This is a genomic window from Terasakiispira papahanaumokuakeensis (assembly GCF_001709345.1).
Lineage (GTDB): Bacteria > Pseudomonadota > Gammaproteobacteria > Pseudomonadales > Halomonadaceae > Terasakiispira > Terasakiispira papahanaumokuakeensis.
Map to the genome: position 1 here is coordinate 735,921 of NZ_MDTQ01000001.1, position 24,719 is coordinate 760,639.

Annotated in this window: 23 protein-coding genes and 1 tRNA gene; 20 read left to right on the plus strand and 4 right to left on the minus strand. The window is 53.7% G+C overall.

Annotation, left to right across the window (positions count from 1 at the left end):
• Nucleotides 1-15: 15 nt before the first annotated feature.
• From BFW38_RS03285 to BFW38_RS03295, 3 genes are all read right to left on the minus strand, one after another.
• Entirely contained in the window at nucleotides 16-1,521 is a 1,506-nt protein-coding gene (locus BFW38_RS03285; RefSeq protein WP_068997107.1) for an AbgT family transporter, read from the minus strand.
• 200 nt (nucleotides 1,522-1,721) lie between these two features.
• Complete coding sequence (locus BFW38_RS03290) at nucleotides 1,722-2,894, minus strand: M20 metallopeptidase family protein (RefSeq protein WP_068997108.1); 1,173 nt, start codon at nucleotides 2,892-2,894, stop codon at nucleotides 1,722-1,724.
• 397 nt (nucleotides 2,895-3,291) lie between these two features.
• Nucleotides 3,292-3,365 (minus strand) — tRNA-Gly (locus BFW38_RS03295).
• 492 nt (nucleotides 3,366-3,857) lie between these two features.
• On the opposite strand from BFW38_RS03295, the gene BFW38_RS03300 reads away from it, so the two are divergent.
• Both BFW38_RS03300 and BFW38_RS03305 read left to right on the plus strand, forming a co-directional pair.
• A complete protein-coding gene (locus BFW38_RS03300) occupies nucleotides 3,858-4,481 on the plus strand; it encodes a hypothetical protein (RefSeq protein WP_068997109.1) in 624 nt (207 codons plus the stop codon).
• 321 nt (nucleotides 4,482-4,802) lie between these two features.
• Nucleotides 4,803-5,588, plus strand: a complete 786-nt coding sequence (locus BFW38_RS03305; protein WP_068997110.1) for a hypothetical protein — start codon at nucleotides 4,803-4,805, stop codon at nucleotides 5,586-5,588.
• A 122-nt stretch (nucleotides 5,589-5,710) separates the two neighbouring features.
• Here the strand turns inward: BFW38_RS03305 and BFW38_RS03310 are convergent, their stop codons facing one another.
• Entirely contained in the window at nucleotides 5,711-6,418 is a 708-nt protein-coding gene (locus tag BFW38_RS03310; RefSeq protein WP_068997111.1) for an XRE family transcriptional regulator, read from the minus strand.
• Nucleotides 6,419-6,765: 347 nt separating this feature from the next.
• Here BFW38_RS03310 and BFW38_RS03320 point away from each other — a divergent pair, with 347 nt between their 5' ends.
• The 18 genes from BFW38_RS03320 to BFW38_RS17595 all read left to right on the plus strand — a co-directional run bounded on the left by BFW38_RS03320 (nucleotide 6,766) and on the right by BFW38_RS17595 (nucleotide 24,620).
• Entirely contained in the window at nucleotides 6,766-7,818 is a 1,053-nt protein-coding gene (locus tag BFW38_RS03320; RefSeq protein ID WP_068997113.1) for a helix-turn-helix domain-containing protein, read from the plus strand.
• Nucleotides 7,811-8,407 (plus strand): hypothetical protein, encoded by a 597-nt coding sequence (locus BFW38_RS03325; RefSeq protein ID WP_068997114.1) that lies wholly within the window; start codon nucleotides 7,811-7,813, stop codon nucleotides 8,405-8,407. The genes BFW38_RS03320 and BFW38_RS03325 overlap by 8 nt, the downstream gene beginning before the upstream one ends.
• An 11-nt stretch (nucleotides 8,408-8,418) precedes the next feature.
• Complete coding sequence (locus tag BFW38_RS03330; protein ID WP_068997115.1) at nucleotides 8,419-8,709, plus strand: helix-turn-helix domain-containing protein; 291 nt, start codon at nucleotides 8,419-8,421, stop codon at nucleotides 8,707-8,709.
• Between the two features lie 47 nt (nucleotides 8,710-8,756).
• Entirely contained in the window at nucleotides 8,757-9,317 is a 561-nt protein-coding gene (locus tag BFW38_RS03335; protein WP_139116544.1) for a hypothetical protein, read from the plus strand.
• Between the two features lie 171 nt (nucleotides 9,318-9,488).
• The gene (locus BFW38_RS17590) at nucleotides 9,489-9,707 is read left to right on the plus strand and encodes a hypothetical protein (protein WP_084004423.1); all 219 of its coding nucleotides are present in this window, start codon (nucleotides 9,489-9,491) and stop codon (nucleotides 9,705-9,707) included.
• Nucleotides 9,625-10,194 (plus strand): transglycosylase SLT domain-containing protein, encoded by a 570-nt coding sequence (locus BFW38_RS03340; protein WP_068997117.1) that lies wholly within the window; start codon nucleotides 9,625-9,627, stop codon nucleotides 10,192-10,194. Before BFW38_RS17590 ends, BFW38_RS03340 begins: the two co-directional genes overlap by 83 nt.
• Nucleotides 10,195-10,199: 5 nt before the next feature.
• On the plus strand, nucleotides 10,200-10,595 hold the full coding sequence (locus tag BFW38_RS03345) for a hypothetical protein (protein ID WP_068997118.1): 396 nt from the start codon (nucleotides 10,200-10,202) through the stop codon (nucleotides 10,593-10,595).
• Between the two features lie 7 nt (nucleotides 10,596-10,602).
• Nucleotides 10,603-10,791 carry a hypothetical protein gene (locus BFW38_RS03350; RefSeq protein WP_139116545.1) on the plus strand — a complete coding sequence of 63 codons (189 nt, stop codon included), beginning with the start codon at nucleotides 10,603-10,605 and terminating at the stop codon, nucleotides 10,789-10,791.
• 19 nt (nucleotides 10,792-10,810) lie between these two features.
• Entirely contained in the window at nucleotides 10,811-11,083 is a 273-nt protein-coding gene (locus BFW38_RS03355; RefSeq protein ID WP_068997120.1) for a hypothetical protein, read from the plus strand.
• Between the two features lie 128 nt (nucleotides 11,084-11,211).
• Complete coding sequence (locus tag BFW38_RS03360; protein ID WP_068997121.1) at nucleotides 11,212-11,925, plus strand: hypothetical protein; 714 nt, start codon at nucleotides 11,212-11,214, stop codon at nucleotides 11,923-11,925.
• 252 nt (nucleotides 11,926-12,177) lie between these two features.
• Nucleotides 12,178-13,137 (plus strand): phage tail tube protein, encoded by a 960-nt coding sequence (locus BFW38_RS03365; RefSeq protein WP_068997122.1) that lies wholly within the window; start codon nucleotides 12,178-12,180, stop codon nucleotides 13,135-13,137.
• 129 nt (nucleotides 13,138-13,266) lie between these two features.
• Entirely contained in the window at nucleotides 13,267-13,611 is a 345-nt protein-coding gene (locus BFW38_RS03370) for a YEATS domain-containing protein (RefSeq protein WP_068997123.1), read from the plus strand.
• Between the two features lie 59 nt (nucleotides 13,612-13,670).
• On the plus strand, nucleotides 13,671-13,946 hold the full coding sequence (locus BFW38_RS03375; RefSeq protein WP_175400923.1) for a DUF1799 domain-containing protein: 276 nt from the start codon (nucleotides 13,671-13,673) through the stop codon (nucleotides 13,944-13,946).
• 60 nt (nucleotides 13,947-14,006) lie between these two features.
• The gene (locus tag BFW38_RS03380) at nucleotides 14,007-19,637 is read left to right on the plus strand and encodes a hypothetical protein (protein ID WP_068997124.1); all 5,631 of its coding nucleotides are present in this window, start codon (nucleotides 14,007-14,009) and stop codon (nucleotides 19,635-19,637) included.
• Nucleotides 19,638-19,640: 3 nt separating this feature from the next.
• Nucleotides 19,641-21,044: a hypothetical protein gene (locus tag BFW38_RS03385; RefSeq protein WP_068997125.1), complete on the plus strand. Its 1,404-nt coding sequence runs from the start codon at nucleotides 19,641-19,643 to the stop codon at nucleotides 21,042-21,044.
• The gene (locus tag BFW38_RS03390; protein WP_068997126.1) at nucleotides 21,044-21,865 is read left to right on the plus strand and encodes a hypothetical protein; all 822 of its coding nucleotides are present in this window, start codon (nucleotides 21,044-21,046) and stop codon (nucleotides 21,863-21,865) included. Before BFW38_RS03385 ends, BFW38_RS03390 begins: the two co-directional genes overlap by 1 nt.
• A 2-nt stretch (nucleotides 21,866-21,867) precedes the next feature.
• Nucleotides 21,868-24,015, plus strand: a complete 2,148-nt coding sequence (locus BFW38_RS03395) for a hypothetical protein (protein ID WP_068997127.1) — start codon at nucleotides 21,868-21,870, stop codon at nucleotides 24,013-24,015.
• Nucleotides 24,015-24,620 carry a DUF4376 domain-containing protein gene (locus BFW38_RS17595; RefSeq protein WP_084004426.1) on the plus strand — a complete coding sequence of 202 codons (606 nt, stop codon included), beginning with the start codon at nucleotides 24,015-24,017 and terminating at the stop codon, nucleotides 24,618-24,620. The genes BFW38_RS03395 and BFW38_RS17595 overlap by 1 nt, the downstream gene beginning before the upstream one ends.
• The last annotated feature ends 99 nt before the right edge of the window (nucleotides 24,621-24,719 follow it).

Consider the following 24,719-nt stretch of genomic DNA (forward strand, 5'->3'; position numbering starts at 1 on the left):
CATTAATGCGCGAGGTTACTGAGCCATCATCCCAATGCCCGGGCCGATATCCAGCCCCAGCATCAGCCAGATCATCAGGAACGCCGTCCAGGCCACTAGGAAGGCGATGGAGAGGGGTAGCATCGTCGCCATGAGCGAGCCCAGCCCCAGATTCGGTTGATAGCGCTGCATATACACCAGTGCAACTGAGAAATAAGGGCTCATGGGGGAAATGATGTTGGTACTGGAATCCCCGATTCTGAACATTGCTTGTACGAAAGCGGGTTCAAAACCCACCATCATCAGCATCGGCACAAACACGGGAGCCATTAATGCCCACTGCGCTGAGCCACTGGTCATGAAGACATTCATGATGGCGGTCAGAATAATAAAGGCTACGACCAGCGGCAGTCCGGTAAATCCAGTACTTTGCAGCACATTAGAGCCTTCAATGGCAATAAACTGCCCTAATTCAGACCATTTGAAGTAAGCAATAAACTGGGCAATCGCGAAGAACAGCACGAGTGTGGGAGCGAGATCTCGCGCCGCTTCCCCCATTTTATGGGGAATATCCTGGCTGCTTTTAATTTTGCCCAAGGTCACCCCATAGGTGGTGCCAATCAGGACAAAATAAATAAACATCAGCGGCACCAGCGACTTCAAAAAAGGCGAAGGAATTAAGCCGCCATCGGCATTTCGTAGCGGTGATGCCTCGGGCAACACGGCCAGAAAAATTAGGCCGATATAAAGTAAAGTGGCCAGCCCCACCCGTTTCAGACCGCGTTTTTCATCCGCTGATAGTGTATGCGGTGCAGGCATATCAATGGGGGAGTCGGTCAATGGCAGCAGGCGCTGTAAGCGGGGCTCGACAAATTTATCGACTACCAGTGTGCCGACCAGTGCCAGAACGAATACTGAGCAAGCAACAAAATAGTAGTTATCAATCGGCGAGACATACGCATTAGGGTCAACCAGGCGGGCGGCTTCTGTGCTGATGCCAGAGAAGAGCGCATCCCCTACGGTGATAAATAAACTGGCATCAAAACCTGCGCCAGCGGCGGCATAAGCTGCGGCGGCCCCAGCCAATGGGTGACGGCCGACAGAATGGTAAATCATCGCTGCCAACGGAATCAGAATCAGATAGTTGGCATCAGAAGCGATACTGCCGCAAATCCCCGCCATAAAGACGCAGAAAGTCAGCAGGGCTGGAGGTGCTTTAGCGACACTGACTTGCATCAGCGTAGACAGTAAGCCCATGCGGTCCGCCAAGCCAATCCCGAACATGACCACCAGGATGAGCCCTAGCGGCGGAAAGTTAACGAAGTTGCTGACAACGCTGGTCAGCATAAATTCCAGGCCAGGGCCTGAGACTAGGCTGCGTACCGCGACTTCTGCCCCTGTTTTGGGGTTCACCGCAGTAATACCCGCTGAGGCCAGTAATGCAGAGACGACGATGATCACGCCAGACAGAATAATAAATAGAATGAACGGGTGAGGGAGCTTATTGCCCACACGCTCAATCGTCGAGAGGAGGCTATTCATGAGGGATCAATCCTTTTATAGGTTTTGTTATCTTGGTTTTATTTAATTATTGTTATGTAATCGTTTGATTGAGGGTCATTTCCCATGATCATGTGGATGATCGAATGAATTCAGACAAGGCGATGCCTTGAGCGTTTCTATAGAAAAGCCCTGTAGAAAGCTTATTTAGAAAGACGCTTCAGGCATGCCATGTCGGGTGGTTACGATGCCTGCTCAGAAGACATCATGAGATGACGGACCAACGCCACAAAAGTGCCTGCTGCGACCGGTAGAATCTCGTCATTGAAGTCATAATGTTCGTTATGCAGGTAAGCGCCTTCTGTGCCGTTACCGACAAAGAAGAAGCAACCCGGTACTTCATTGAGGTAAAAAGAGAAATCCTCAGCGCCCATGGTCGGCATGTAATCGATCAGTTCAATATGATCTGAGACACCAAAGCGTCGACCGGCCTCAAGCACGGTTTCTGCCCACTCAGGGTCATTGATGACGGGAGGCACGGCATGCAGAGACTCAAGCTGATATTGCGCTCCATGAATCGAGCAGATACCCGCGACAGTTTGCTCTACGTGACCCGCCATCGCTTCTCGTGAGGCGGCAGTACTGCTGCGAATATTGACCAGAAGCTCAGCTTCACCAGGAATGACATTAGGCGCATCGCCGGCATGGAAAGCCGAGACGGTAATGGTGCCGGCTTCCAGTGGCGATTTATGTCGAGACACCAGCCCCTGAAGCTGCTGAATAATGCCTGAGCCGACATAAATAGGGTCAACGGCCAAATGGGGCATGGCCGAGTGGCCTGAGGTGCCCTTGATGGTGACTTTCAAGGTGTCGTTGCCGCCCATGGCCGGGCCTGCTTTGGCAAATAGCATACCGGCTTCAAATCCAGGGCGATTATGGTAGCCAAATACGGCATCCACACGAGGGTTATCCAGCACGCCATCTTTCACCATGGCTTCTGCGCCATTGCCGCCTTCTTCAGCCGGTTGGAACAATAGCTTCAAGTAACCATTCAGCTGTGCTTGATCTTGCATGATCCGCTCGGCCGCGAGTAACAGCGTTGCGGTATGGCCATCATGGCCACAGGCGTGCATGCAACCTTCATGGGTCGAACGGTGATCAAATGTATTGGCTTCGAGAATGGGCAGGGCATCCATGTCCGCCCGAAAAGCGATCACAGGGCCCGGGCGCCCGGTATCCAGCTCAGCCAGTATCCCGGTTCCCCCAGCAAGCCCCGTGGTCACCTGATAACCCAGTGCCTTCAGCCGTTCAGCGACTTTTTCTGAGGTGCGTACTTCGGCGTAACGTAATTCTGGGTGGCGATGTAAATCGTGACGAAAGGCGCGTGCCTTTGCTAACTGTTGCTCATCAAACATGCGAGGCCTGCTTGTTATTATTCAATCGTGATTGCTTGCTTTGTAGCGATTATCTTGGCGAATCGATACAGAGCGTATTCATGGTGATGACTATGTCGTGTTTCGCTATATCAGAAAAAGTCGATCAAACGACCTTTTTGTTGCCTTAAAGGCAACGATTAAACGATATGATGACTGAGAGATTGAGCTGCGAGATTGAGCCGAGAGACGATGGAGCGAAAAAGAAGGGCAAGGCACTGACAAGCAATGGGGAAGTTGAGCTTGATCCAAAAGCACACACGAGGGATCGTTCGTGCTAAAGGTTGATCACGCAATCCTGATGATCTGAAGAATCTGAGTCGAGAAGTACAGTGAAGAGTCGAACTAGGGAAGGAGGATAAACTGAAGCGGTACAGATTGGAGCGGGTGAAGGGAATCGAACCCTCGTCTTAAGCTTGGGAAGCTTCTGCTCTACCATTGAGCTACACCCGCGAAGGCCCTTTACTATATTGATTTTACTGCGGAAGTCAAGACTTATAGTACTGTTAGCCGTGCTGTTAATGGAACGACTCATGGAGCGACTCACACTTAGACTCATACTAAAACTGAGTCATCACTTGAGATCACAAGGTGTCTTTGAATGGTAACAGTTTTCAATAGCGATTTGACTGTATAGTGTGAACAAGCTGATTTTGAATACAAGCGGATGTTAGCGATAACACTGATACGCTATGTCGTTTGGATAGTACGGATGCTCACCAGGTTCAGGATGAATCGACTGTCAGCACAGCTTGATTAATTCCCCTCCTGTGTTTTATCCGTGGCTCCTTCGACGCTATCGCTCTCTTTATGATTGCGCTTAGGTTGTGGTGCTTAGAACTCCATCCGCTTGCTTCAGCATCCGAGAGACCGATGCACTCCTAGGATGGCCTATGTGTGTGTCGGTCATGATTGATCATTGTCAGTTAATGAATGGAGTCTCATATGATTAAGCATGAAAATGGCCACCTTTTGATGAGCCAAGCGGGTGCGACCAGTGGCAATGACTATGTCAGCGCTTACGACGGTTACATGTTTTTTGGTCTTGAGGGTAATGACCGTTTTATTCATGCCGCAGGCAATGATGTGTTCCTCTCCGGGGGCCAAGGTAACGACCTTTATCGTTTTCATGATGTGGGTAATGATGACATGGAAGGTTCCGTGTTCATTTATGAAAATGCTAACGAAGGCCATGACACCCTTGTGTTAGGTGACATTGACGATTACAGCTACTTTTCCTTAAACGGTCAGGACCTTGTCTTCAGTGATCAAGCCTCAGGCGCAACTGTCACTATCCTGGATGGCATGAATAGCCTCAGTAACATTGAGTCAATCCAATTCCAAGAGAATGGGCAGCAGCAGACTGTTTCCAGTATTCAGTTTTTGAATAAGATGGCTCTGAATGGCGCTTATGAAGGCGACTACTCATTTGATCAAGCGGTCTCTACAGGCAAGCTGGATTCAGCGCTTACCGGGCAAGAGTATCAGCAAGTGACTGAGCACTTTATTGACACCGTCGAACTGTCTGGTGTCACGAACCAGGTGAGTGATCAGATGGTGGAATTCTGATTTTTATATTGAATATGTTGATTCGCATAAGCTTTTATTTAGAATCGATATAGCTTTAGCTTGTGCTTAAATAGCAATAATCTTTTGGGGTTTTCATATGATGACCCCTCTCTTGCTATTGGTTAATTTGTTGTTTTTTAACCGTGTTGATTTTTTGAAACTTAACTTGACTGTCGATATTGGGGGTGTTTAGTGTATCGACTGTTGGTTGAATTATTTGACTGCTTTTAATTCTAGCAGTTTATTAATCAACGAATTAATTGAATGTGAGTTGAGCCTAATGAGTAGGCTGTGGAATGAAATCTTGCTAAGGAGATACGCATGGCTGCGTTGCAATTGAATAAACGTCACTTCAACGAAAGCAATAATGAAATCATTACTCACTCTGGTGATGCTGCTTTTGGGCACAGTGGTAATGACGAGTTTAAAGTGAATGGGGAGCAATTATCTTTCTGGGCTGGTGGTCAGGGAGATGATGTTTACTACTTGGAAGAATTCAATGGTCTTGTATCTATTATAGAGAACCCTCATGATAGCAGTAATGATAAGTTAGCTGTTTCTGCGAGCTTGTTTGATATTAGTGGTTATAATGAAAATAGTAATTATTTTGCTGATGATCTGCAGGTTTATTCAGTAGATGATCAGCATCTTTTTATTAGAAGTGATTCCCATGATCAAAGCATTGTAATCGCCAATGGTATGGATAACTTTGGTAACGTTGATTTTGTCCGCATGGTGGGTGAAAAGCATGTAGCAGAGATGAGTTCAAGCTTGGTTTTCGATAACTTGATCTCTAGTGATCATTATATGGGCAATGTTTCCGCCTCAGAACTTGGTGCTAGCGATATTGCGAATGCGTTGGATGATGTGATTCATGAAGCACAGTTGACTTCTCAAATTGAAAATAATCTGGCTTCTGAGAACTTAACTTGGGATGAATCAGTGGATTTTATCAAAGATAATATTGATAACCCCCAGGCGATCTATGTTGCGGCGAATCTTTCTGATTTGAATACTGAAATGCTGGGTGTATTAGTCGGTGTTTCAACCGATACAGTGAACGAGTATTTTACTGCTAACGGTTTTGATCCTGCTGGGCTGGGTTAATTAGCCCTAGTTTAGATCATAATCTGATCTCTAAAGCCGCTCTTTTCGGGGAGCGGCTTTTTTTATCTTTTGAGTAAACCATCACCATCACTTGGATATCATCATGGTGATGAGTTCAAGGCTTAATGGATTAAGCCTGAGTACCAAAAGACTTTACCAATGATGCGAATGCAGCGTTGTACATACTCACCATCGAGGTCTTCATCCGGGTATTCGCTATGGTTGAGGCTGCGAATACGAATACCGCCCCCCGGTAGACGGTGAAGGATTTTGACCCTCAGCATGCCGTCGTGATCAATCGCATAGAGTGCGCCATCGCGTATAGTGGTTTCAGCCAGATTGACGCCCACGGTGCTGCCATCATAGAGCATGGGTTCCATGCTATTGCCGACCACACTGACACAAGCGGCGTGTTCGGGTTGTACGTTCATCCGCCTGAGCGTGCTTTTGGAGAAGCGCAGCTTGAAACCATGATTTTCGACCACTTGTGTGGCGCCAGATCCTGCTGACAACTCAACCTCCCTGAAGAACGGTAGTTCAACCTCGTCTTGATCCAAAGGTGTGTGGCTATCCCATGTGGATAAATAGCCTGCCAATTGGGCTTCTGATTGGCCATTGGGGGCCTGAGGGCTACCCGTTCCAAATTGTAGCCACTCGACATTGACTTGTAATCGCTTGGCCAGCTCAGCCACTCGGCTTGGCCGTGGCGCGTTGCGATCTGCTTCCCAGTGTTGGACTGACTGCGGTTTGACGCCTAAGGCCGCGGCCAGCTCCGACTGGTTGAGGCCCGCTTTTTCACGAGCTTGTTGGATTCTCTGACCTATCGACATTACCCACCTGTATTTCAGATCACCATCGTGTATGGCGTTATGGTACAAGCCTGCCTTGCAATATTCACTGCAAGATGAGCTTGATATGATGGGTTTTATCTTGCATTATTGCAAGCATTGCTTGTAATTGTGTGAGGTAATGAGATGGAACAGCGACCCTTTAAAAGGCTGTTGGTCGGGGCCTTTGAGCATAAAAAAGCCCATTTATCGGTCGGTTTAAACCGGTGTGTTCTACGGTTGAATGGCGTTGATTGGGCGTGTTACTGCGCATTACAAGAAATACTTGTTGTTATGTTTGCGGTCATGGCTTGTGTGGCGCTTTCCCTTGGGGCTTTAGGGGGTGCGCGATGAGCTGGGTGGCGACGGCATGGGCAAGGCGACAGATGCGAACGGATCAAGCGGTTGATTTGTCGCCGGTTGATCGCTTGTTGCTGTTGTTACTGGCCGATACCGCGGATGAGTCAGCCATTTGCTGGCCCGGTGTGCGTCGCTTGGCTCATGAGTGTGGTTGCTCAATGCGCACGATACAGCGGCGCTTGCAGCACCTTGAACAAGCTGGATTTATCCTGCGCTCCCCTCGTCGAGAGGCCAGTGGTCGGCAGCAGAGCAATGTGTATCAGTTATTGATTAAGCCGCTTGCCAGCGAATCGGTAACGGGGATTGAACCGAAGACGGTGACACCTTGCCATGGAGCCCCTGACAAGTCTTTGTCAGGCCATGAATCACCATTGGAATCTCACTCGCTCTCTGCAGGTGCCGACACAGTGTCGCCCTGGCAAAAACGATCGATGAGCCTGGAGTGGGAGCCTGATCTGACGCAGTTAACCGCACAGTTACAGCGCTCGGCCATTCCCGAGCCGGTCGCTTCGGCTTTGGCATCAGATCCAGAGTTAATCAATGCCTTTCGCTTGTACCACTTGGGCCAGCCGCGTGAAACCACCGCCAGTGGCTGGACATCCCTATGCGCCAAATGGTTGTCCCGTGATTGGCAAGGTTTAGGACGACCGATGAGCCATGACGCTTTGCAGCGGGCCCGAGGCTGGTGCACGGCTGAACATACCGGAGGTGCTGATGAACAATATGCAAACCGTGGCGCAACGCGTCGCCAGCGAGATGACATCGAGCAAGCACTGGCCAACCCAGGAAGCCTCGAATGGGGCGAGTCCCTGTGGTCAGAACCTCAGTGGTCAGAATCTCAGAGGTCAGAACCTTGGGGATCAGAATCTCGGGGGTCAGAGCCTTTATGCCAAGAAGCCGCCCCATGGACCTCAGGCGTCGTCGAATCAGGCCCAGATCAAACCGCTGGTGGATCAGTTGTTCACTCGGCTGGCGGCCCTGTTTCCCCGGCGTTGGTCGAGTGCCTTTTGCACCACACAAATGCTGAAGTTGGCGATGACTGAGCTGGCCTTGGAAATCGGACGCTGGCCTGTTTTGCCCTCAGTTGCGGTGCTCAATCGGGCGATTAGCGAGATTCAGCAGCAGGGGAGTGAGTGGCCACCGTCTATTCCTCAACTGGCTGTGGCGCTACGTCCTCGCTTCAGTGATTTTGGAATGCCCGAGCCCGAGCAGGCCTGGCGTGAAGTCATCACGGATGCCGGTCGCGGAGAAAGTCGCCACTGGTCGCATCCTGCGGTGAAAGAGGCCGGCCGCTTGACGGGCTGGTTTGACCTGACACAGGCAACCTCGCAAACCCAGTTGAAGGGGGTTAAAGCGCGGTTTTTAAAGCATTACGACGTCTTGGGCGTTCGTGTGATGACGTTGGGGCAGGCTGAAGGTCAAGGGCTTTTGTCTCCAGCCTCGTTCTCTCAAGACCCGAGCGATGATCGCGAACAACAACGTTTGGCACTGACTCAGCAGCAAGTGCAGCAGCGTTGCCAAGCTCAGGGGTTGCCGATGCGGATGAGTGCCGAAGAGGCGTTTGCCCATTGGGAGCAGTTGGTCGCTTTGCCGCCTGCTCGCACGGCATCGGCCGTTAACCGTATTGAATAGGAGGTGATCTGATGAGATTACACACACGGGGGTCGACAGGGGCCTTCTATAAACGCCGAAAAACTCAGGAAATTAGCATCTTGCAAGCGCTGAATGATGTCCCTGAGGGCATGACGCGCAGTGAGTTAGCGCAAGACTTGAAGCTGCGAGTGAGTTCAGTGTGTGGTCGTTGCCGAACACTCATAGATCACCATCTCGTTAGCGTCGAGCAGGTTCGCCACTGCCGCGTCAGCCAGCGTCGGGTTCAAGCATTAGTACTGACCGCTGAAGGCCAAGCCGCACTGAGTCAATACCGGCATTAAGTCGAGTTGATGAAGATACGCTCAAGCGCAGATTTTGGGAGGTTAGGATGACAATACACAAGCGTTACACCCTGATGCTGGATGCGATGAGCTTGACTCAGTTGCAAGCTGAAATGCGTCATGACGATTGGCGAGCCCCATTGGCGCGTAAAGCCTTTGCGGAGCAGTTGCTGGCGATCCGGCTCGACACCTTGCTGGGCTATGATGAACCAGGTTGGCACAGTGTGAGCCCTTTATATGGCGCGATAGAATTTCAAGGCAGTTTACCTGATGGATTACGGCAAAAGCCCAGTGATCGTGTGCTGCAAGCAGCGGATAGGATGCGTCAAATGACGCGCGCTGAAACACTGGCTGCACAGTTGATTGATCGGTTACCGGCCCGTCAACGCTTGGCTTTATTAATTGATGGATTGCGCCAACGTTATCAAATGACCCGTGCCGCCGCCTGTCAGCTAGAATCTTGGTCAAAATTGGCAGGCCAGTTGCAGCTCTCGCGGTGGTTGACGCCGAAACAAATGAAACCCATGTCGCCTCAGCAAATGGGGGTATCGGTTGGGCAGGCGCGCCAACGTTTATCTGATGAGCTTGAGCTGCACCAAGCGGCCTAGCGGGTTTCAAGAAAAATACTGTATAAATATACAGAAAATGCTTGACCCTTTTTTATCTCAGCGGCATAATATCTCTATCTTGTGATTCATACGCCCCGACGGCCTAAGCCGTTGGGGCGTTTTCGTTTCGAATCTTTGCTTTTTTCTACTGGTTTCATCCATGAGGTCCCCATGACTGAATTACTGACGATCTCGACAGCGCACACCTTGGTGTTGGCGCTGGCGTCGCTCGTGCTCGTTCGGCTGGCCTTAATGCTGCTGGATCGTGCAACGGGCCGCTCTTTCGCTCAAACGCTGGAGGTGATGCATGCCAATCCACTGGCGCTGTCTATTTATTATGGTTGCCGCTTTATTGGCGCCTGTTTGTTGGTCGGCCTCGCTATCGGATGATCAGTACGATGCCGCGATTCAGCAAGCGGTAAAGCGCTGGTGGCCTGGGGTCGATTGGCGCTTATGGAAGGCTCAGCTCTGGCAAGAAAGTCGATTTGATCCTGATGCCGTTTCGCCGGTAGGTGCTCGCGGGCTGGCGCAGTTTATGCCCGCCACCTGGGCTGACGTCAGTCAGCAAATGCAGATGGCCGGGCTCTCGGCCCACTTAGCAGAACCGGCAATCGAAGCGGGCGCTTTTTATATGGCGCGATTACGTCAAAATTGGTCGAGCCCGCGGCCCGAGCAAGACCGCCACTCTCTGGCGATGGCTTCTTATAACGCGGGCTTGGGCAACCTGCTCAAGGCTCAAAGGGCATGCGATGGGGCGCTGTTGTACGCCGACATTGCGCAATGCTTGCCGCAGATCACCGGGCCCCATGCCTCAGAAACGCTTCATTATGTGCCCGCCGTTTGGCGTTGGTACCGCGCCCTTTTGCTGCTCGAGTAAATCCTATGTCGATCTCCCGCTTAATGCTGCTGGCTGCTGCCTTGCTGGCGGCTTTGGCTTATCACGTCATCACGGTGTCTCGCTTGGAACAAGACATCCATGATACGCAGCATTTGTTGCAGCAGGTTAAACAGGATCGGGAGACCTATCAGGCCGCGCTGGCGCATGTTCAAGACACGCTCAAACAGGTGCGTGACCAGTATCAGCGGGAAGTGAGTGCACGCGATGCGGCTCAACGGCAGGCCCAACAATTGGAGGCGGACTATGCGCAAGCCAAACGTCAGTTGTTACAGCTATCCCAACAGGATGAAGCGGTGGGGCGCTGGGGTCGTCAGCCTGTGCCTGCTGCTTTGGTTGAGCGGTTGCAGCCCTCAGCCTCTCGCGCCGAGGGTGATCACTGAACCGGTGATGATCTGGCCGAATCCTTTACCGCTGCGTCTGACAGAACCCATTCCTTTGCCCTCGATACCGCCACCGCCGGTGGTGAACCTGGATCTGATCCATTTATTGCTGCGTTATCAGCACTTGCTGGAGCAGGCGAATAATAATCGCACTGAAATTCAACAACGTTGGCCGGTGGCTGATGATGGACCTTGAACCTCATGAGACGTCTCCCATGGAGCGTCATATCCAAACCATCGTGGCGGGTGTGGTGGTGGCCATTTTGATCTGGGTCGGCGCGACGTTGAATACCGCAACACAGCAGACGGCGCGGCTCGAAGAGCGGCTCTCGTCGTTATTTCGAGAAGTGCAAATGCTGCGCGAACAACTGGGAAATCAATACACCCGGCACGATGCAGAACGCGATTTATCGATTGTCCGTGCGCGGTTGGAAGACCAGCAACGTCGTCTTGAGCGTCTGGAGTCAAAGCTGTCGCGGGTGCCTTAACGATCACTTCTGTCTGCTTTGATCATTCTTCTCGTCTGACCCTTCTCTTCTCACTCTTCTCTTCTCAGACTTTTGCATCACTCACGCCTTTTCGAATAACGGATACAGCTCATCGATCGAGGTTTAGCATGATTAATACGGTACTCAATGCGCTGCGTAGCGAGGGGTTTGCAGCGTCACATTCAAGTCAGGTGCAGCTCGCCACGGATAGCAGTGAGTCTTCATTAAAGGCCCTGCTGTCCCCCTTATTTGAAAGCCCCATTGTGGGCGGCTTATGGGATGACCCATGGCCGGACACTGGCGCCTGTTATCAATGGTGTGATCGTGTTCCGGTCCGCATTGACCGCTATGTGGTCGGCGTCCGGCCGACGTTTGAGGTCACGCTGACCGCGCCGGATTTCAGCGCACTCAATCTTGCCATGCAGGCCGTGATGCAAGCCTGTGACGCCGATACACACTGGCAATGTGTGAAAGCTGAACATGTGACGCTTAATGAGCGACGGTGTGGCCGTTTAACGCTTTGGACTGGCGTTCGTATGACCGGTCCCAGTCTCCATCTTGTTTCAAGTGAAGCCGCCAGCCCTAACACCATGGGGGCTGTTGAACAGGTGGTCACTTCGACACTGGCCGTCATCCTGGTGGCTAAACCGGATGCGCTTGAGGCCTTGAAATCGCAAGTCAATCAAGTGTTGTTGGGGTTAGTGCCCGCCGCGGGCGATAGCGTGTTGCCGGTGATTTCACCACTGGCAGCAACCGGTGGGCGCATCCAAACTCATCTTGGCCCTGAGCTTTATTGGCGCGGGCTTTATCAGTATCGCGACCTGGCGAGCCGTCAGGCGTAACCCCTTGCGTGGCGTTTAGCCGACGCTGTAGGGCTTGAAAGTGAACCTCTTGTGTTCACTGAAGCCCTTGTTTGACCCTTCTGAGGTTCCTTCGAGGGCCTTGTGATGGGTTCCTTCGTGGTTCCTTAGTTGTTCCTCTGCAGTTCTTTGTAAGTCGTTTTTTGTAAGTCGTTCCTTTCCTTTGTTTCACCGGTTTGCACTGCATTGAGCGGTAGCAGCCGATCTATTTTATTCACTCGGAGTAATCTGATTATGCCTTTGATGCGTAAATCTTATGTCGTGGCTCAGCTTGAAAGTACAAAAGGTGAAGATGCTCAGCCGACCGCGGCTGACATTCTGCCGATTACCCAAATTGGCAGCTATACCCCTTACGACGGTAACACCCAATCTCGCGAACGCATGCGCCCTTACCTGGGTGCGGTTGAGCAGGTGAATGTGTCGCCGCGTGCCAGTATCCAGCTCACCTTCCCGCTGTATGGCGCTGGCACTGCCGGTGAAGTGCCTTTCGTGGGCCGCGTATTGCGCGCCTGTGGTATGGCCGAGACGGTTGTGCCTGCCGCTGATGATGGCGCCACGGGTGCGCTGGTCAAGTACACCCCGACCAGTGCCGACTCTGAAACCCTAACGCTGTGGTTTGAGCGTGATGGTCGTTTGCAACGCCTGACCGGCGCTGTGGGTGCACCGACGCTGGATCTCTCGACTGAAGGCTTCCCGACGCTGCAAGTGACCTTTACCGGCGCTTACAACCGTCCGGAAGTCTCCCCGCTGGAAGGTGTTTCCTTCGAAGAAAGCCTGACTGAAATTCCGGTCAACAACCAGAATACGCCTAAGTTTGCAGTCCATGGTCAGGATGAAGTCATGCAATCGCTATCTGTCGACTTTGGCAACAATGTGGCCTGGAAAAACCTCGTGGGCTACGAAGGGGCTGACCGTACTGATCGTCAGCCGAGTGGTCAGGTCAATATTCGTGCCCGTGGCGCGGAAGAATCTCTGGCCTACTTCGAGATGATGGAATCTCACCGCCAGGTTAAAACCGGTTCGCTGGAGATTGTCCACGGTGTGAATGAAGGCAACATCATTGAATTCCGTGCGCCGCAAGCACAGCTGTCCAGCATCAGCGATCAAGACAGCGATGGCCGTCTGCATTATCAGTTTGATCTCAGCCTGCTGCCAGAAAAGGGCGATGACGAGTTCGAACTGATCTTCCGTTAATGCCTGATCGAATGTAATCCCCCTTTGATGCCCTGCCGAATCCGGTGGGGCTTTTTTGATCCTGGCCGATGGGTCGAGCATGGCATCACGCCGTGCGGTTCATGGCCTGATAAATGATGGAGTCTTTTCATGTCTTTTACCCTGAAACCGATTACCGATATTCAAGTTGATGTCAGCATTGACGTACCGGGTGCTGAAAAGCCCTCGACTTTAACCGCGCGCTGGCGCCTGCACCCGTTCAGTGAACAGCAGCGCATTTATGATCGCCAGAAAAATGGCGAGATGACCGACGATGAACTGGTCCAAACCGATCTGTTGGATCTGCAAGGCGTTCAGGATGAAGCGGGTGACACCATCGCCTTTACCCCAGAACTGCTCAGCCAACTGATGGATCTGCCTTACGTGCGCCGTCCTCTGGTCTTGAGCTGGTTCCAGGCTCAACAAGGTCGTTCACAGGCCGCCGCAAAAAACTAAAAGCGGCCGGTCGGTACTGGGCGGGGGCGGGCGATGACCGTCGCGAACAGGCCCAGCAAGTGCTGGGCATTCAGGTCGGCACGCCGGTCAGTACCGACGACGCTCCTGGCGAAGTGTGGGCTGAACACTGGCCTGCGGTCAGTCTGTTTCTGGGCGTTCAAACCCAGTGGCGGATTGCCGCAGGCATGGGCGGCCTTTTTTACCAGGGGTTGGAATATCCGGCCATCTACGGACACCCCGCGTTTACCACGCTGGACCCCGACACTCAGCAGACACGCCTTGAGCAACTGCAACTGATCGAAGCCGGTGCGCTTGAAGTGCTGAATCGGCGTTAATCGTCCGGCCCTCCCTCCTGCGCCCTGCGGGGCGCTTCACCATCTTCAAGAGAAAGACTTATGGCGAGTCAACACAAGACCAGCCTGATCATCGAGGGTGATGCGTCGGGCGGTATGGTCATTAAAGCAGCCCCAGCGTTAAAACAAGCGCAACACACGCTTAATCAAACGGCACAAGAAGCCCAAGCGCAGTTAGATCAATGGGTTAAGCATCTCAAAGCTGATGCTGTTGAATACTCAACGCGCCGACTCAGTGAGACTTTAAATCAAACCGATCGGGCGCTAGATGTATTAAGCCAACGTTTGTCACTGAGTGGAAAAGAAGTCGATGTATTCAAACGAACTTTGACTCAGGGCGCGAGTGATGCGGCGTCAGTACTCAAGCAGTTGGGAAAGAACTATCGACAAGATGACAAGCAACCTTGGCGGCAATCCATGGAGGCGATTGTGAGTCGCACTGGGGATCAGCTGGTTGAACGTGAGGCTAAAGTGCTGTCGACGCGTTTGGGGCAATGGGGACAGTCGCTTGATCAAGTCTTGTCCAAGCTTGAGTTACCTTCTGAAGTGAAAAGCATTGGACAGACTTCTTCCCAGCAACTGATTGCTGTGATGCAGCAGGCCGTGCAGCAAGCTGCTGCGGGGGAAACGCCGCATATGCAAGCAGCGATAGAAGCGATTGGTCGTCAATCACTTGAGTCGTTGAAAACATTAGGGCAGCAGGCGATTTCACAGCAAGTCGACCAAAGTCGCCAAGCGCTATCTCAAACGATACAGCAGCAATTGGGGCAACTGACTTTGCCTGGGCAAACCGGTGAAGTCCTAGAAAACCGCAGCAATCAACTGATTAAGGTTCTGAACCAAGGCGCTCAAGATGCGCTGCAAGGGCGTTCGGTCCACTTAGGTGATGCACTCAACGATATTAAAGACGGTTTGTTGGGGGATTTGAAATCGGAGGCCAAATCCGTCTCCAGCCAGGTGGTTGACGCAACGCTGGATCGTGTACATGACGACATCTCGAAAAAAATCAGTGAATTATCCCTGCCCGGGCAAACCGGTGAAGTCCTAGAAAACCGCAGCAATCAACTGATTAAGGTTCTGAACCAAGGCGCTCAAGATGCGCTGCAAGGGCGTTCGGTCCACTTAGGTGATGCACTCAACGATATTAAAGACGGTTTGTTGGGGGATTTGAAATCGGAGGCCAAATCCGTCTCCAGCCAGGTGGTTGACGCAACGCTGGATCGTGTACATGACGACATCTCGAAAAAAATCAGTGAATTATCCCTGCCGGGGCAAACCGGTGAAGTTCTGGAAAACCGCAGTAACCAACTGATTAAGGTTCTGAACCAAGGCGCTCAAGATGCGGTTCAAGGGCGTTCGGTGCATTTAGGTGATCAAGTTAAGGCCATCAAAGAGGGGCTGTTGGATGACCTGGCTGATGAAGGTCGACAGATAGCCGGTAATGTCGCCGGGCAGGCGTTGGAGCACACTCATCAATGGTTAGACAATCAAGTCGTTGATCTAGCGTTACCCGAGGAAACCACCCAGCTATTGACGAGTGCTGTTGATCGCCTTGCTGAGATGGCCCACCAAACGGCCGATGATATGATCGCGGGCAAGTCTGTCGATGTATTGCCCATGTTGCGGTCATGGGGAGAAGAGACCCTTCAGGGGGCCAAGCAGAAGGCCGTGAACGGCGCTTCGCAATTGATTCAGGATGCACTGAGTGATAACACTGCGGTGCTCAGCCAGTGGCTGGGGCAAATGGGGTTACCTCAGGCCAGTTCGGCATCTCTTGAGCGCGTGATGACACAGGCCAGTGGCGAAATTTCGACAGCTGTTCAGACGCTGGCACAGAATTATTTAGCCGGTGAACATACTCACTTTGGCCGTGATCTTAAATCCATCGCCACAGGTAGTCTCGATGAGGTACTGAAAGGTCAAATTGAGCTGTTAACCGCATCTTTGGGCGACCTTTCCGGTGTGGCTGAGCAGTTGGCCCATTCTTTGGGCGTTAACCCCGAGAAGATGCAAGGGGTTGAGCATGTACTCCAGCAAGGGACTCAGGCCCTTGATCAGACCTTAAAGCATTGGTCGAGCGCTTTGGTGTCAGGGCAGACTATCCATTTCGGCGATGATCTGAAAGGGATGGTGAAAACCACCGGTCAGCAGTTGGTCAGTGAAGGCATTAAAATGCTGACGGATTCACTGTTGAAAAAAGCACCGCAAGTGGAGCCCATGACACTGGCGGCAAAAGTAGATGCCGGTTCTCAACAAAACATTAAAGGGCTTGGGCAAGAGCTGAAAGGCCTGAATGCTCAGGCTCAAGCTTCAGCTCAAAGCACGACACAACTGACACAACAAGCGGGGCAGCTAGCGCAGTCTCTAGCGAATGTTGTTCCTGCGTCAAAGCAGGCCTCTTCGGCTTTTGATCAGTTTGTGAATGCCTCGACTGATCGTTTGGGCCTTTTTGCCTCTGATGTCTTTACCCAGTGGTTTGAAGAGGGCTCATTAGGTTTTGATGACCTGATGGATCATGTTGAATCCTCCTTCAAAAATACTATGACAAGCTTGGCCTCCGAGCTGACCTCCTCAACCTTAATGAATGTGATGGGCGGCGGTGGGGCTCAAACAGGAGGCTTTGATCTCGGTAGCCTGATCGGGATGATCAGCGGTAACAGCAGTGGCGGTAGCTCGGGCGGCCTGAATATCGTTGATATGATCAGTGGTGCTGAAAAGGCCTGGGATTGGGCTTCTGAAGCCTTGGGCTTTGGTGGCGCATCAACAGTCGCAACGTCATACACCAATAGCGCAATAGGTCAGGGAATTAATAGCTATTTGGCTTCAGGAGGCACTGAAGTCACCGGTAGTATACTGGCCTCTGCAACAGGCTCCCAGGCCGCAGCAGCCAATGCATTGCTCATCAACAGTGGTGCACCGCCGCTGAGTCTCGCTAGCAATGAAGTGCTACAACAATATGGCATTACTCGAGCCGGGGTCCCAATAACGCAAAGTGGTGCTGCAGGAGCTGGTGGCTCTATCGCCTCTGGTTTAGGTACTGCAGCGGCAGGTTATGCGGGTCAATGGGTCGGTGGCCAGCTGGGTCAAGGTATCACCGGGAAGCATGCCAATTCTAATATTGGCGCAAGTGTCGGCACCGCAGCAGGCGCCTATTTTGGCAGTATCATTCCAGGTTTAGGGACCTATCTGGGGTCAGCTTTGGGGGGAGCGATTGGGAGTTTTGCTGATGTTGCGTTTGGCTCGGGTCGAGAGGCTGTTGTGCGGTTTCGACAGCTGGCAGACACGCCCGAAAACGTTTACAAAAACGATCCCAACAACGGTATGGTTTGGTACAAAGAGGGCGTTGGCCCTACTTTGGGATACGATACTGACCCCGAAAACGGCAACCTATGGTATAGCTCCGGGAGTTGGGATAATGGCAACCTAGGGCGTGGTAGAACTTCAGCGTTTGGTACATACGGCTATTTATCTAAAGATGTGTTTGAGCCTGAGGATTTGGCCAAGTTTCTTGACGGCCTGAAAATGCTCGATGATTCGGTCGCTCAATTTCTTAATGAATCTGAAATCGCGAATATTAAGGATGATTTAGCAGGCTATTATTATCGTGGAGATGACCTGCCTGACATTATTGACGATCGCCTCACCATCATGTTTGAAAACGTTGATAGTGAGTTTGATGAAGGGCTGAAACGGCTGGCGCTGTCCGGGGGTAAGTTGCTCAATGACCGACAGAAAGAGATTTTTGATTCGGTATCCAAGGAGCAGTTGGCGCTTCTTGCTAGTGGTAATGCTGACGACTTGGAGCGAGATCTTTTCAACCCGTTCGGGTCTGGATATGTTGGGTTAGGCGGCGGAGGTTACGACTTAGATGAGGGCTTGTTTGCAGCCGCTTTTATTGATGCGCTCCAAATTGAATCGCTCGGCGAACAAATGGGGGATGCGGTTGCTGAGGATATGTTCTCACGATTCTCTGAATCGTTGGAAAAATCGAAAAATACAGAGCAGATTGATGCGGCGGCTAACGCCATTTCATCGGTGGCCAACACCATACTATCCCTCGAAGAATCGGTTAAGACACTTAACTTCACCTTCGATGACACCTCTGAAAATGCCTATGAGGCTGCCGAAGCGATCAACAAGGCCATGGGCGGCCTTGGGAATTTGCAGGCGGCGCAAACAGCGTATTACCAGAATTATTTCTCTGAAGAAGAGCGGCGGGCTGATACGTTCGAGTCGTTAAAAACATCACTCACCGATTACTTTGATGCCATTGATGTGGCGATGCCGAAGTCAAAGGCGGCATTTCGGGCCTTGGTGGAGTCGCTGGATGCGACGACCGATAGTGGGTCTGAGGCGTATGTGGCGCTGATGCAGATTCAGGGCCAGGCGGCACAGTATTATCAGTTGCTCGCAGAGCAGCAGGCGCAGGCGGCGCAGAATGCGTTGGCGTCATTTGAGCTGCCGGATGACATGCGCAGTTATCTGCAAGATCTCAGTGATTGGGCCACGCAGGAGTTGGCTCAGATCAGCCAGACTTATGCCGAACGCATCCGCTTGTTGGAGCAAGAGCAGCGCATCGGGCGTGAGTTGCGCCAGTATGTTGAAGAGTTGAAAATCTCTGAGCTGAGTCCTTCTGGCCCGTCGGAAAAACTGGCTGAGGCGAGCGCCCAGTTTGCGGCGCTGTTGGTCAAAGCTGAAAACGGCGATATGGACGCCGCCGGGCGTTTGCGCGGCTCGGCTCAAACTTATCTCGAAAACGCTGACAGCTACTATGGCCGTACCGGTGCCTATACCCATGTGTTTGATGAAGTCATTAGCGCATTGGATAGCCTGGGTATCGGTTTCATGCAGAGCGATACCACGGCGGAGAAACTCAATGCTGAGATGCTGCGTGAGCAGCAGCGCATTCGGGATCATGTCCGTTCAGAGCTGGATTGGGCGCAGCGTCAATTCACCCAACTGACGTCGATCAATCTGTTGTTAGAACAGCTGCCGGAGAGTTTGTCTTCTTCTCTGGCGGAGATCATTGCGGCTCAAAATACGAATGGAAGCTCTCAAAGTGGTGGTAGTCACGGTGGCAGTAGTGGCGGTAATCACCAGCCCCCCACACAACCCGACCGTCCTGCCTTAACTGATGCCGGTTGGGCTGATCAACAAGTCCGTGCTATCGCTGCAGGGATGGTCAGTGAACCTGAATTGCAGCGGGTGATCAGCAACTTCCAAGTTGCCCTCACGGATGGCGCGAGCCGTGAGGCAGTTTACAAAAATATGCTCACTGCGCTGATTGATTCGGCCAATTACGACTCCGAGTGGCAGAAAGTCTACGACTATTATATGGCCAAAGGTGTCGATAAAGTGCCGGGCATGATCAACGGCTCGCACCGCAACGGTTTGGCTTCAGTACCGTTTGATGGTTACCGCGCTGAGTTGCATCAGGCGGAGATGGTGCTGCCCGCGCCTTTAGCCAACCATGTGCGTAATAGTGTCGGCCAGTCATCGGTCAATATTCAGCCGATGGTGGCGTTGCTGGAGTCGCTGCAAAGTGAAGTCTCACGCTTGACTCAGTTGGTCGGGGCCTCGGCGGATCAGGCCGGTCGCCAACGTGAGCAGCAAATCAAAGCCACGCAACAAGCCGCTCGGCACGCCCGTCCCACCCCTGTCACGGTAGGATAATTCATGACTGATCAAGACTTTCAGCGCTGGCTCAGAGAGCCCAGCGCGGCCCGCCTATTGCTGGTCGATTTACATCATGCCGAAGGCGTCGAACGGGTGGCCAACGGCGCTTATATTACCCATCCTGATGATGACCCGCCCAATACACCGTATCTGGATGTGTTGAGCGAGGCGGTCGACATCACCCAAAGACTGGATGCCCAGCCGAGCTGGGGAGATCTGGCCTTGATCGATGATGGTCAATTGGCCCATTGGCGTGCTTATCAATGGCGGGGGCATGAGGTGGTGATGCGGCTCGGCTCACCGGATTGGCCCTTGCGTGATTTTCGTGTGATCGCCCGACAACAGTCGGGCGCTATTCTGTCGGCTGATCGGGATCGGTTAACCCTAGGGCTGTATGACCGTTCGGCCCTGCTGGATCAACCCATCGAGCGTGAGGCCTTGCCTAATGGCGAAGCGGCGCCGCTGGTGTTAGGGCGCGTGTTTTGCGCCCCGGCGGTTCGGGTTGATTCTCAATCCTTGCTGTATCGGGTCTCATGGTTGCCGGTGACTCGTTTGGTTGTTCGTGATGGTAATGGTCCGGAAATCGCCCATACCTCGCGTTATGCCACCGGATCGTTTATCGCCCGAGCTTACTCTCCACGCGCCTTGTGCTGCGATGTGCTGGAGCCTCATCAGACACCGGCGCAAATCGTGCAGTGGGTCGCGGCCCAGTATGGCTTGTCGGTTCATTCTGGCGGGGCCGCTCAGGCTGAAACGTTGCCCGAGATTACGCTCGGGTTGCGTTATGACGGGGAAGTGACCGGGCGTCAGATCCTGGATGATGTCTGCCAGGCCATTGGCGGCTATTGGTCGATCGATATAAATGGTCAGCTACGGGTCCAGCGGTTGACGATGCCGGAGCAGGTCGACTTGACGTTAGCCGCAGACGATCTGGAGCAGGGCAGCATTCAGCTGGATCGGCTGGAATCCCCGTGGCGCTCACTGACGCTGCGTTATGACCGCAACTATGCCCCGATGAACGATATAGCCGGGTCCATCCAGGATAACCAGCCAGCGCTGGTCGAGCGCCTTTCTGAAGAATGGCGCGCGGTTACTCGCTCGCTGGATGACGTGACCACTGAAGATGATCTGGATCTGAACGACTTCCCGCTGGCACAACCTAAAACGCTCTCCACGGTACTCACGCAAAAGGCCGAGGCGGAGCAAGAACTGATCCGTCGGCTGCGATTACACGCTAAACGTCGTGAAGTCTGGTCGATGACCGCCTTCCTTCCCCCTTTTGAACTGTCGCCCGGCGTCGCGGTGCGCGTTCGACACCCGGCCCTGGCTGAACGTATCGGTCGGGTGATCAGCGTGTCGGCCTCGCCGACGTCCGGGCGTACGTCCTTGGAGATCTGGTACTGATGGCTAACTTACGTATTCTGGCTGAGAACCTTTGGGATCAAGCCGAACTCACGGCCTCAAGTCAGGCCATGCCAGTGGATTATACCCAGCGCAGTGAGCGGCCTTTTGTCTGGCGTTCCACCTCAGCCCAATCACAAACCCTGACCGCCACATTGCCTGCGGCGGCCTATCTCGACTGTATCGCCTTGGCCCGCCATAACCTTGGGGGCCTGGGGTTATGGCGCATTGAATTACTGCTGGCCGATCAAGTGGTTTATGACTCCAGTACGGTCAGCACCGGCATGCTCATTCCCGCCGGGGTCTTCCGGGCCGGGATTGATGCCTGGGGCGCCACTTATAACGACCGCTTGCCGAACACCTCAAGCCTGGGCATTCACTGGCTGCCGGGGCCGCTCGCGGCCGATACCTTCCGCCTCACCTTAATGAGCGAAGGCGTGGACTACCTCGAAGTCGGCCGGGTCTTCGCGGGCCTTTCTTGGTCACCGCAATACAACCTCAACTGGTCGCCCCAAGTGGAATGGCAAGAAGATGCCGAACACGCCATGACCGAAGGCGGCTCACTGCGCACCGTCGGCAGCGGCCGATTACGCCGTCACTTTGCCCTACAGCTGGATTGGCTGAACGCCTCTGACCGGCAAATGCTCGTCACCGACTTAGCCCGTATGGGCATGCGGGCCGACCTGCTGGTTGCCCTTTACCCTGATGAAGAGGGGCTCAACGCCCTGGAACACACCATGGTCTGTCGGCGTGATGCCACCATCAGCCACACCCACAACATGCTGCGTAACTGGCAGACATCCTTATCTTTCCTGGAGGTTTAACCATGGCACGACCCCACGTGACCCCACCGGAGCCGATTGATCTGACTGATCAACGGATTCAAATCGGGGATACCACCGCCTTTGTCACCAAATTCAATACCACCCAAGATCAGTTCGAGCGGTTCAGCACCGAGACGGACGCCTACACCACTCAGCTCAGCGCCTTGGGCGACTACCTCGAACAACGCGCCGATAGCGCGGATGCTGACGCCGCCGCTACAGCAGCTGACCGGCTGGCCGTGGCTGGTGACAAAACCGCCGTCGCGGTTGACAGAGCCGCTGTAGCCGATGACAAAACCGCCGTAGCCAGCGATCGCCAAGCGGTTGAAACGGCCGCCAGCCAAGTCGCCAACGACCAGCAAACCGTCGCCACCGATAAAACCGCCGTGGCCACCGGCCGCGCAGCGGTTGAATCTGCCGCCAGCCAGGTGGCCAACGATGCCAGTGCGGCGGCGGAATCCGCCGACAGCGCCAGCAGCAGCGCCCAAACCGCCGCACAACTGCGCGATCAGACTCAAGCCCTGCGCGATCAGGCCGAGGCCATCGTCGTGGATGACGACGTCCGCGCCGCCATGCGTGATGCTATGGCGGGCTCAGCGGTGACAATCACCAATAGCACCGCCCCGGGCGCTCCGGCCGGTGGCAGTTGGAGCATTCAGCTCCGAGCGATGAGTCGCCAGGTGGGTGGCCAGGTGGTGAATTTTGCGATCACTTGGTGGGATGGCCAACAAGAGACGATCTACCCGCCTAACGGGGTATTGTTTGCGTCTCACGCGGTTGATCGCCCCGTCGGCGAGACGGTGACCGCGACCGTAACGGCCTACGATGACATCGGCAACGAGAGCGAGCCTTACCCGATCACCGCCACGGTGTCCGCCGATGCTGCCCCCACGGGCACCGTGTCGATCGGTACCGTTACGCAGGCCCAGCCAGGCGATACCATCCAGTTTGCGTTTACGGGTGCGACAGATCCTGATGGCGGCAGTGTGATGTACCAAGTCGTCGACGAGGCAGGACTAACGTGGAGCAAAACCACGGGCATCGTCGCTGGCGAGATCGTGACCGCCAGCGTGCCGCTGAGCTATGAGGGCTCGCCTGCGCTGGTTTCAGCCTGCGCGGTGAGTAGCCGAGGCGTTCAAGGTGCGGCAGCGACCAAGTCCATCACCATCAGCCGCGCCGACATCATCGGCGTTTCGTTGCTCGAAACCGGCGGCCCCGGCGGCACTTGGCAGCATATCGACGTCAACGGCAACGCTATAGCTCGCCCGTCCACGAGTTGGTTTAACTCCCATCCGGTGTGGGGGGGCATGTCAGACCAGATGATCGACGGCCAGCATATGGTGTTTGTGCCGCGATTCTACTACAAACGGGGCGAGGATGCGTTAGGTAACGATGCGTGGTGGATCAGCCCAGTGGAATACGCCGGGTTCACACTCATGCCCGCGTTTATGTATGGCGGCAGGGCGATTGATGGTTTTTGGGTGGGCAAATATCAGGCCAGTCTGATCGGCGATGAACTGGCCTCACGCCCCTGGGTGTTGCCAGCGGTGTCTAAAACCCTCGCTCAATTCATGACGCATGCCACTAATCGCAATAGCGGTGGCGTGCAGGGATTTCGCATCTGGCACTACGACATGTGGCTAGCGGTCCAGTGGCTCTATCTGATCGAAAACGCTACGATGGACAGTCAAGCCCACACCGGCAGGGGTCGGGTCTCCACAGGCAGCGCCGCCAGCGTCTCAACGGCCGATGTGGCTGAGGCGACGTATCGCGGCATCGTCGGCCTGTGGGGCAACGTCTATCAATGGATGGACGGCGCAAGGGCACTGAACGATGTCATTGAGCGACGCAGCTATAACGGCAGCTGGACGTCAACAGGTGAATCGGTGTCGAACTCCGGTAGCGCAAATTATCCGCTGACCTTCAGGCCGTCATCACCCCAGCAGTTTATTGCAGGCACCTATCGGACAGGCAATGGCAATGCGACATTGCCAGACTATGTGCGCTGGCGAAATGGCGGCGAATACTATCCCTTTGTCGGCGGCAGTTGGAGCACTGCGGCGAGTGCCGGGCTCTGGTACGTCAATTGCGGCGGTTCGGCTTCGAGTGCGTACAGCCACGTCGGGGCGCGGCTCGCGAGGGTGGTGTGATGGCCGAAAATCAACAGGGGTTTACGATGCAAATCATTGAAACTGACAGCGGTCGTTTTGTCGAGTACGGGGGTTTTACAAAACCGCTGCCGCCGCTGGCGGTTGACGCGGCGGTGCACGGGTGGATCACACCGGATCAGCTGTGGATCAGCGTTCAACGGCCGGGCGAGCTGAAAGATGTTTATCCAGGTGAGGATGGCCGGTATTTGGGCGCGCTGGGCATTGAGGCAGACCCAGAGCTGGCCGTGGCTGCAGAGCGCGAACAGCGTATCGAAACCCTGCGGGCCGCGATTGAAGACCAACGCAAGCAGGCAGAAGACCAGGGCGTGATATATGAAGGCATGCGTTTCTCGGGCAGCCCCGCTAACCGGCAGTATTTAAGTGAGGCGCTGCAGTTTGCCCAAGCTGTTGGCGTTGACACATTCGACACCTGGAAAGACAGCGATAACCGATTCCACGCTAATGTGCCCGTGGTCACCGTCACCGAGGCATTTCGGCAAATTGGCCAACGCCGCAATGCATTGTTTGAGCGCGAACAGCACTACGCCCAGCAGATTGACGCGGGCGAGCTGCTGAGCGCCGAGGGGCTTGATTGGGCCTTATAAACGACTAACCTCACCACGTCTTACCCCGCTGTCTCTTTTATTTCTCGACTGCTCTTCTATTTCTCGATTTCTCTTCTGCAGTTTCGGCTTTAACGCCCA

What these genes read in the sequence shown, in the direction of transcription:
- BFW38_RS03285 (WP_068997107.1), bottom strand. Translation starts at nt 1,521, where the DNA reads ATGAATAGCCTCCTCTCGACGATTGAGCGTGTGGGCAATAAGCTCCCT.
- BFW38_RS03290 (WP_068997108.1), bottom strand. Translation starts at nt 2,894, where the DNA reads ATGTTTGATGAGCAACAGTTAGCAAAGGCACGCGCCTTTCGTCACGAT.
- BFW38_RS03300 (WP_068997109.1), top strand. Translation starts at nt 3,858, where the DNA reads ATGATTAAGCATGAAAATGGCCACCTTTTGATGAGCCAAGCGGGTGCG.
- BFW38_RS03305 (WP_068997110.1), top strand. Translation starts at nt 4,803, where the DNA reads ATGGCTGCGTTGCAATTGAATAAACGTCACTTCAACGAAAGCAATAAT.
- BFW38_RS03310 (WP_068997111.1), bottom strand. Translation starts at nt 6,418, where the DNA reads ATGTCGATAGGTCAGAGAATCCAACAAGCTCGTGAAAAAGCGGGCCTC.
- BFW38_RS03320 (WP_068997113.1), top strand. Translation starts at nt 6,766, where the DNA reads ATGAGCTGGGTGGCGACGGCATGGGCAAGGCGACAGATGCGAACGGAT.
- BFW38_RS03325 (WP_068997114.1), top strand. Translation starts at nt 7,811, where the DNA reads ATGACTGAGCTGGCCTTGGAAATCGGACGCTGGCCTGTTTTGCCCTCA.
- BFW38_RS03330 (WP_068997115.1), top strand. Translation starts at nt 8,419, where the DNA reads ATGAGATTACACACACGGGGGTCGACAGGGGCCTTCTATAAACGCCGA.
- BFW38_RS03335 (WP_139116544.1), top strand. Translation starts at nt 8,757, where the DNA reads ATGACAATACACAAGCGTTACACCCTGATGCTGGATGCGATGAGCTTG.
- BFW38_RS17590 (WP_084004423.1), top strand. Translation starts at nt 9,489, where the DNA reads ATGACTGAATTACTGACGATCTCGACAGCGCACACCTTGGTGTTGGCG.
- BFW38_RS03340 (WP_068997117.1), top strand. Translation starts at nt 9,625, where the DNA reads ATGCCAATCCACTGGCGCTGTCTATTTATTATGGTTGCCGCTTTATTG.
- BFW38_RS03345 (WP_068997118.1), top strand. Translation starts at nt 10,200, where the DNA reads ATGTCGATCTCCCGCTTAATGCTGCTGGCTGCTGCCTTGCTGGCGGCT.
- BFW38_RS03350 (WP_139116545.1), top strand. Translation starts at nt 10,603, where the DNA reads ATGATCTGGCCGAATCCTTTACCGCTGCGTCTGACAGAACCCATTCCT.
- BFW38_RS03355 (WP_068997120.1), top strand. Translation starts at nt 10,811, where the DNA reads ATGGAGCGTCATATCCAAACCATCGTGGCGGGTGTGGTGGTGGCCATT.
- BFW38_RS03360 (WP_068997121.1), top strand. Translation starts at nt 11,212, where the DNA reads ATGATTAATACGGTACTCAATGCGCTGCGTAGCGAGGGGTTTGCAGCG.
- BFW38_RS03365 (WP_068997122.1), top strand. Translation starts at nt 12,178, where the DNA reads ATGCCTTTGATGCGTAAATCTTATGTCGTGGCTCAGCTTGAAAGTACA.
- BFW38_RS03370 (WP_068997123.1), top strand. Translation starts at nt 13,267, where the DNA reads ATGTCTTTTACCCTGAAACCGATTACCGATATTCAAGTTGATGTCAGC.
- BFW38_RS03380 (WP_068997124.1), top strand. Translation starts at nt 14,007, where the DNA reads ATGGCGAGTCAACACAAGACCAGCCTGATCATCGAGGGTGATGCGTCG.
- BFW38_RS03385 (WP_068997125.1), top strand. Translation starts at nt 19,641, where the DNA reads ATGACTGATCAAGACTTTCAGCGCTGGCTCAGAGAGCCCAGCGCGGCC.
- BFW38_RS03390 (WP_068997126.1), top strand. Translation starts at nt 21,044, where the DNA reads ATGGCTAACTTACGTATTCTGGCTGAGAACCTTTGGGATCAAGCCGAA.
- BFW38_RS03395 (WP_068997127.1), top strand. Translation starts at nt 21,868, where the DNA reads ATGGCACGACCCCACGTGACCCCACCGGAGCCGATTGATCTGACTGAT.
- BFW38_RS17595 (WP_084004426.1), top strand. Translation starts at nt 24,015, where the DNA reads ATGGCCGAAAATCAACAGGGGTTTACGATGCAAATCATTGAAACTGAC.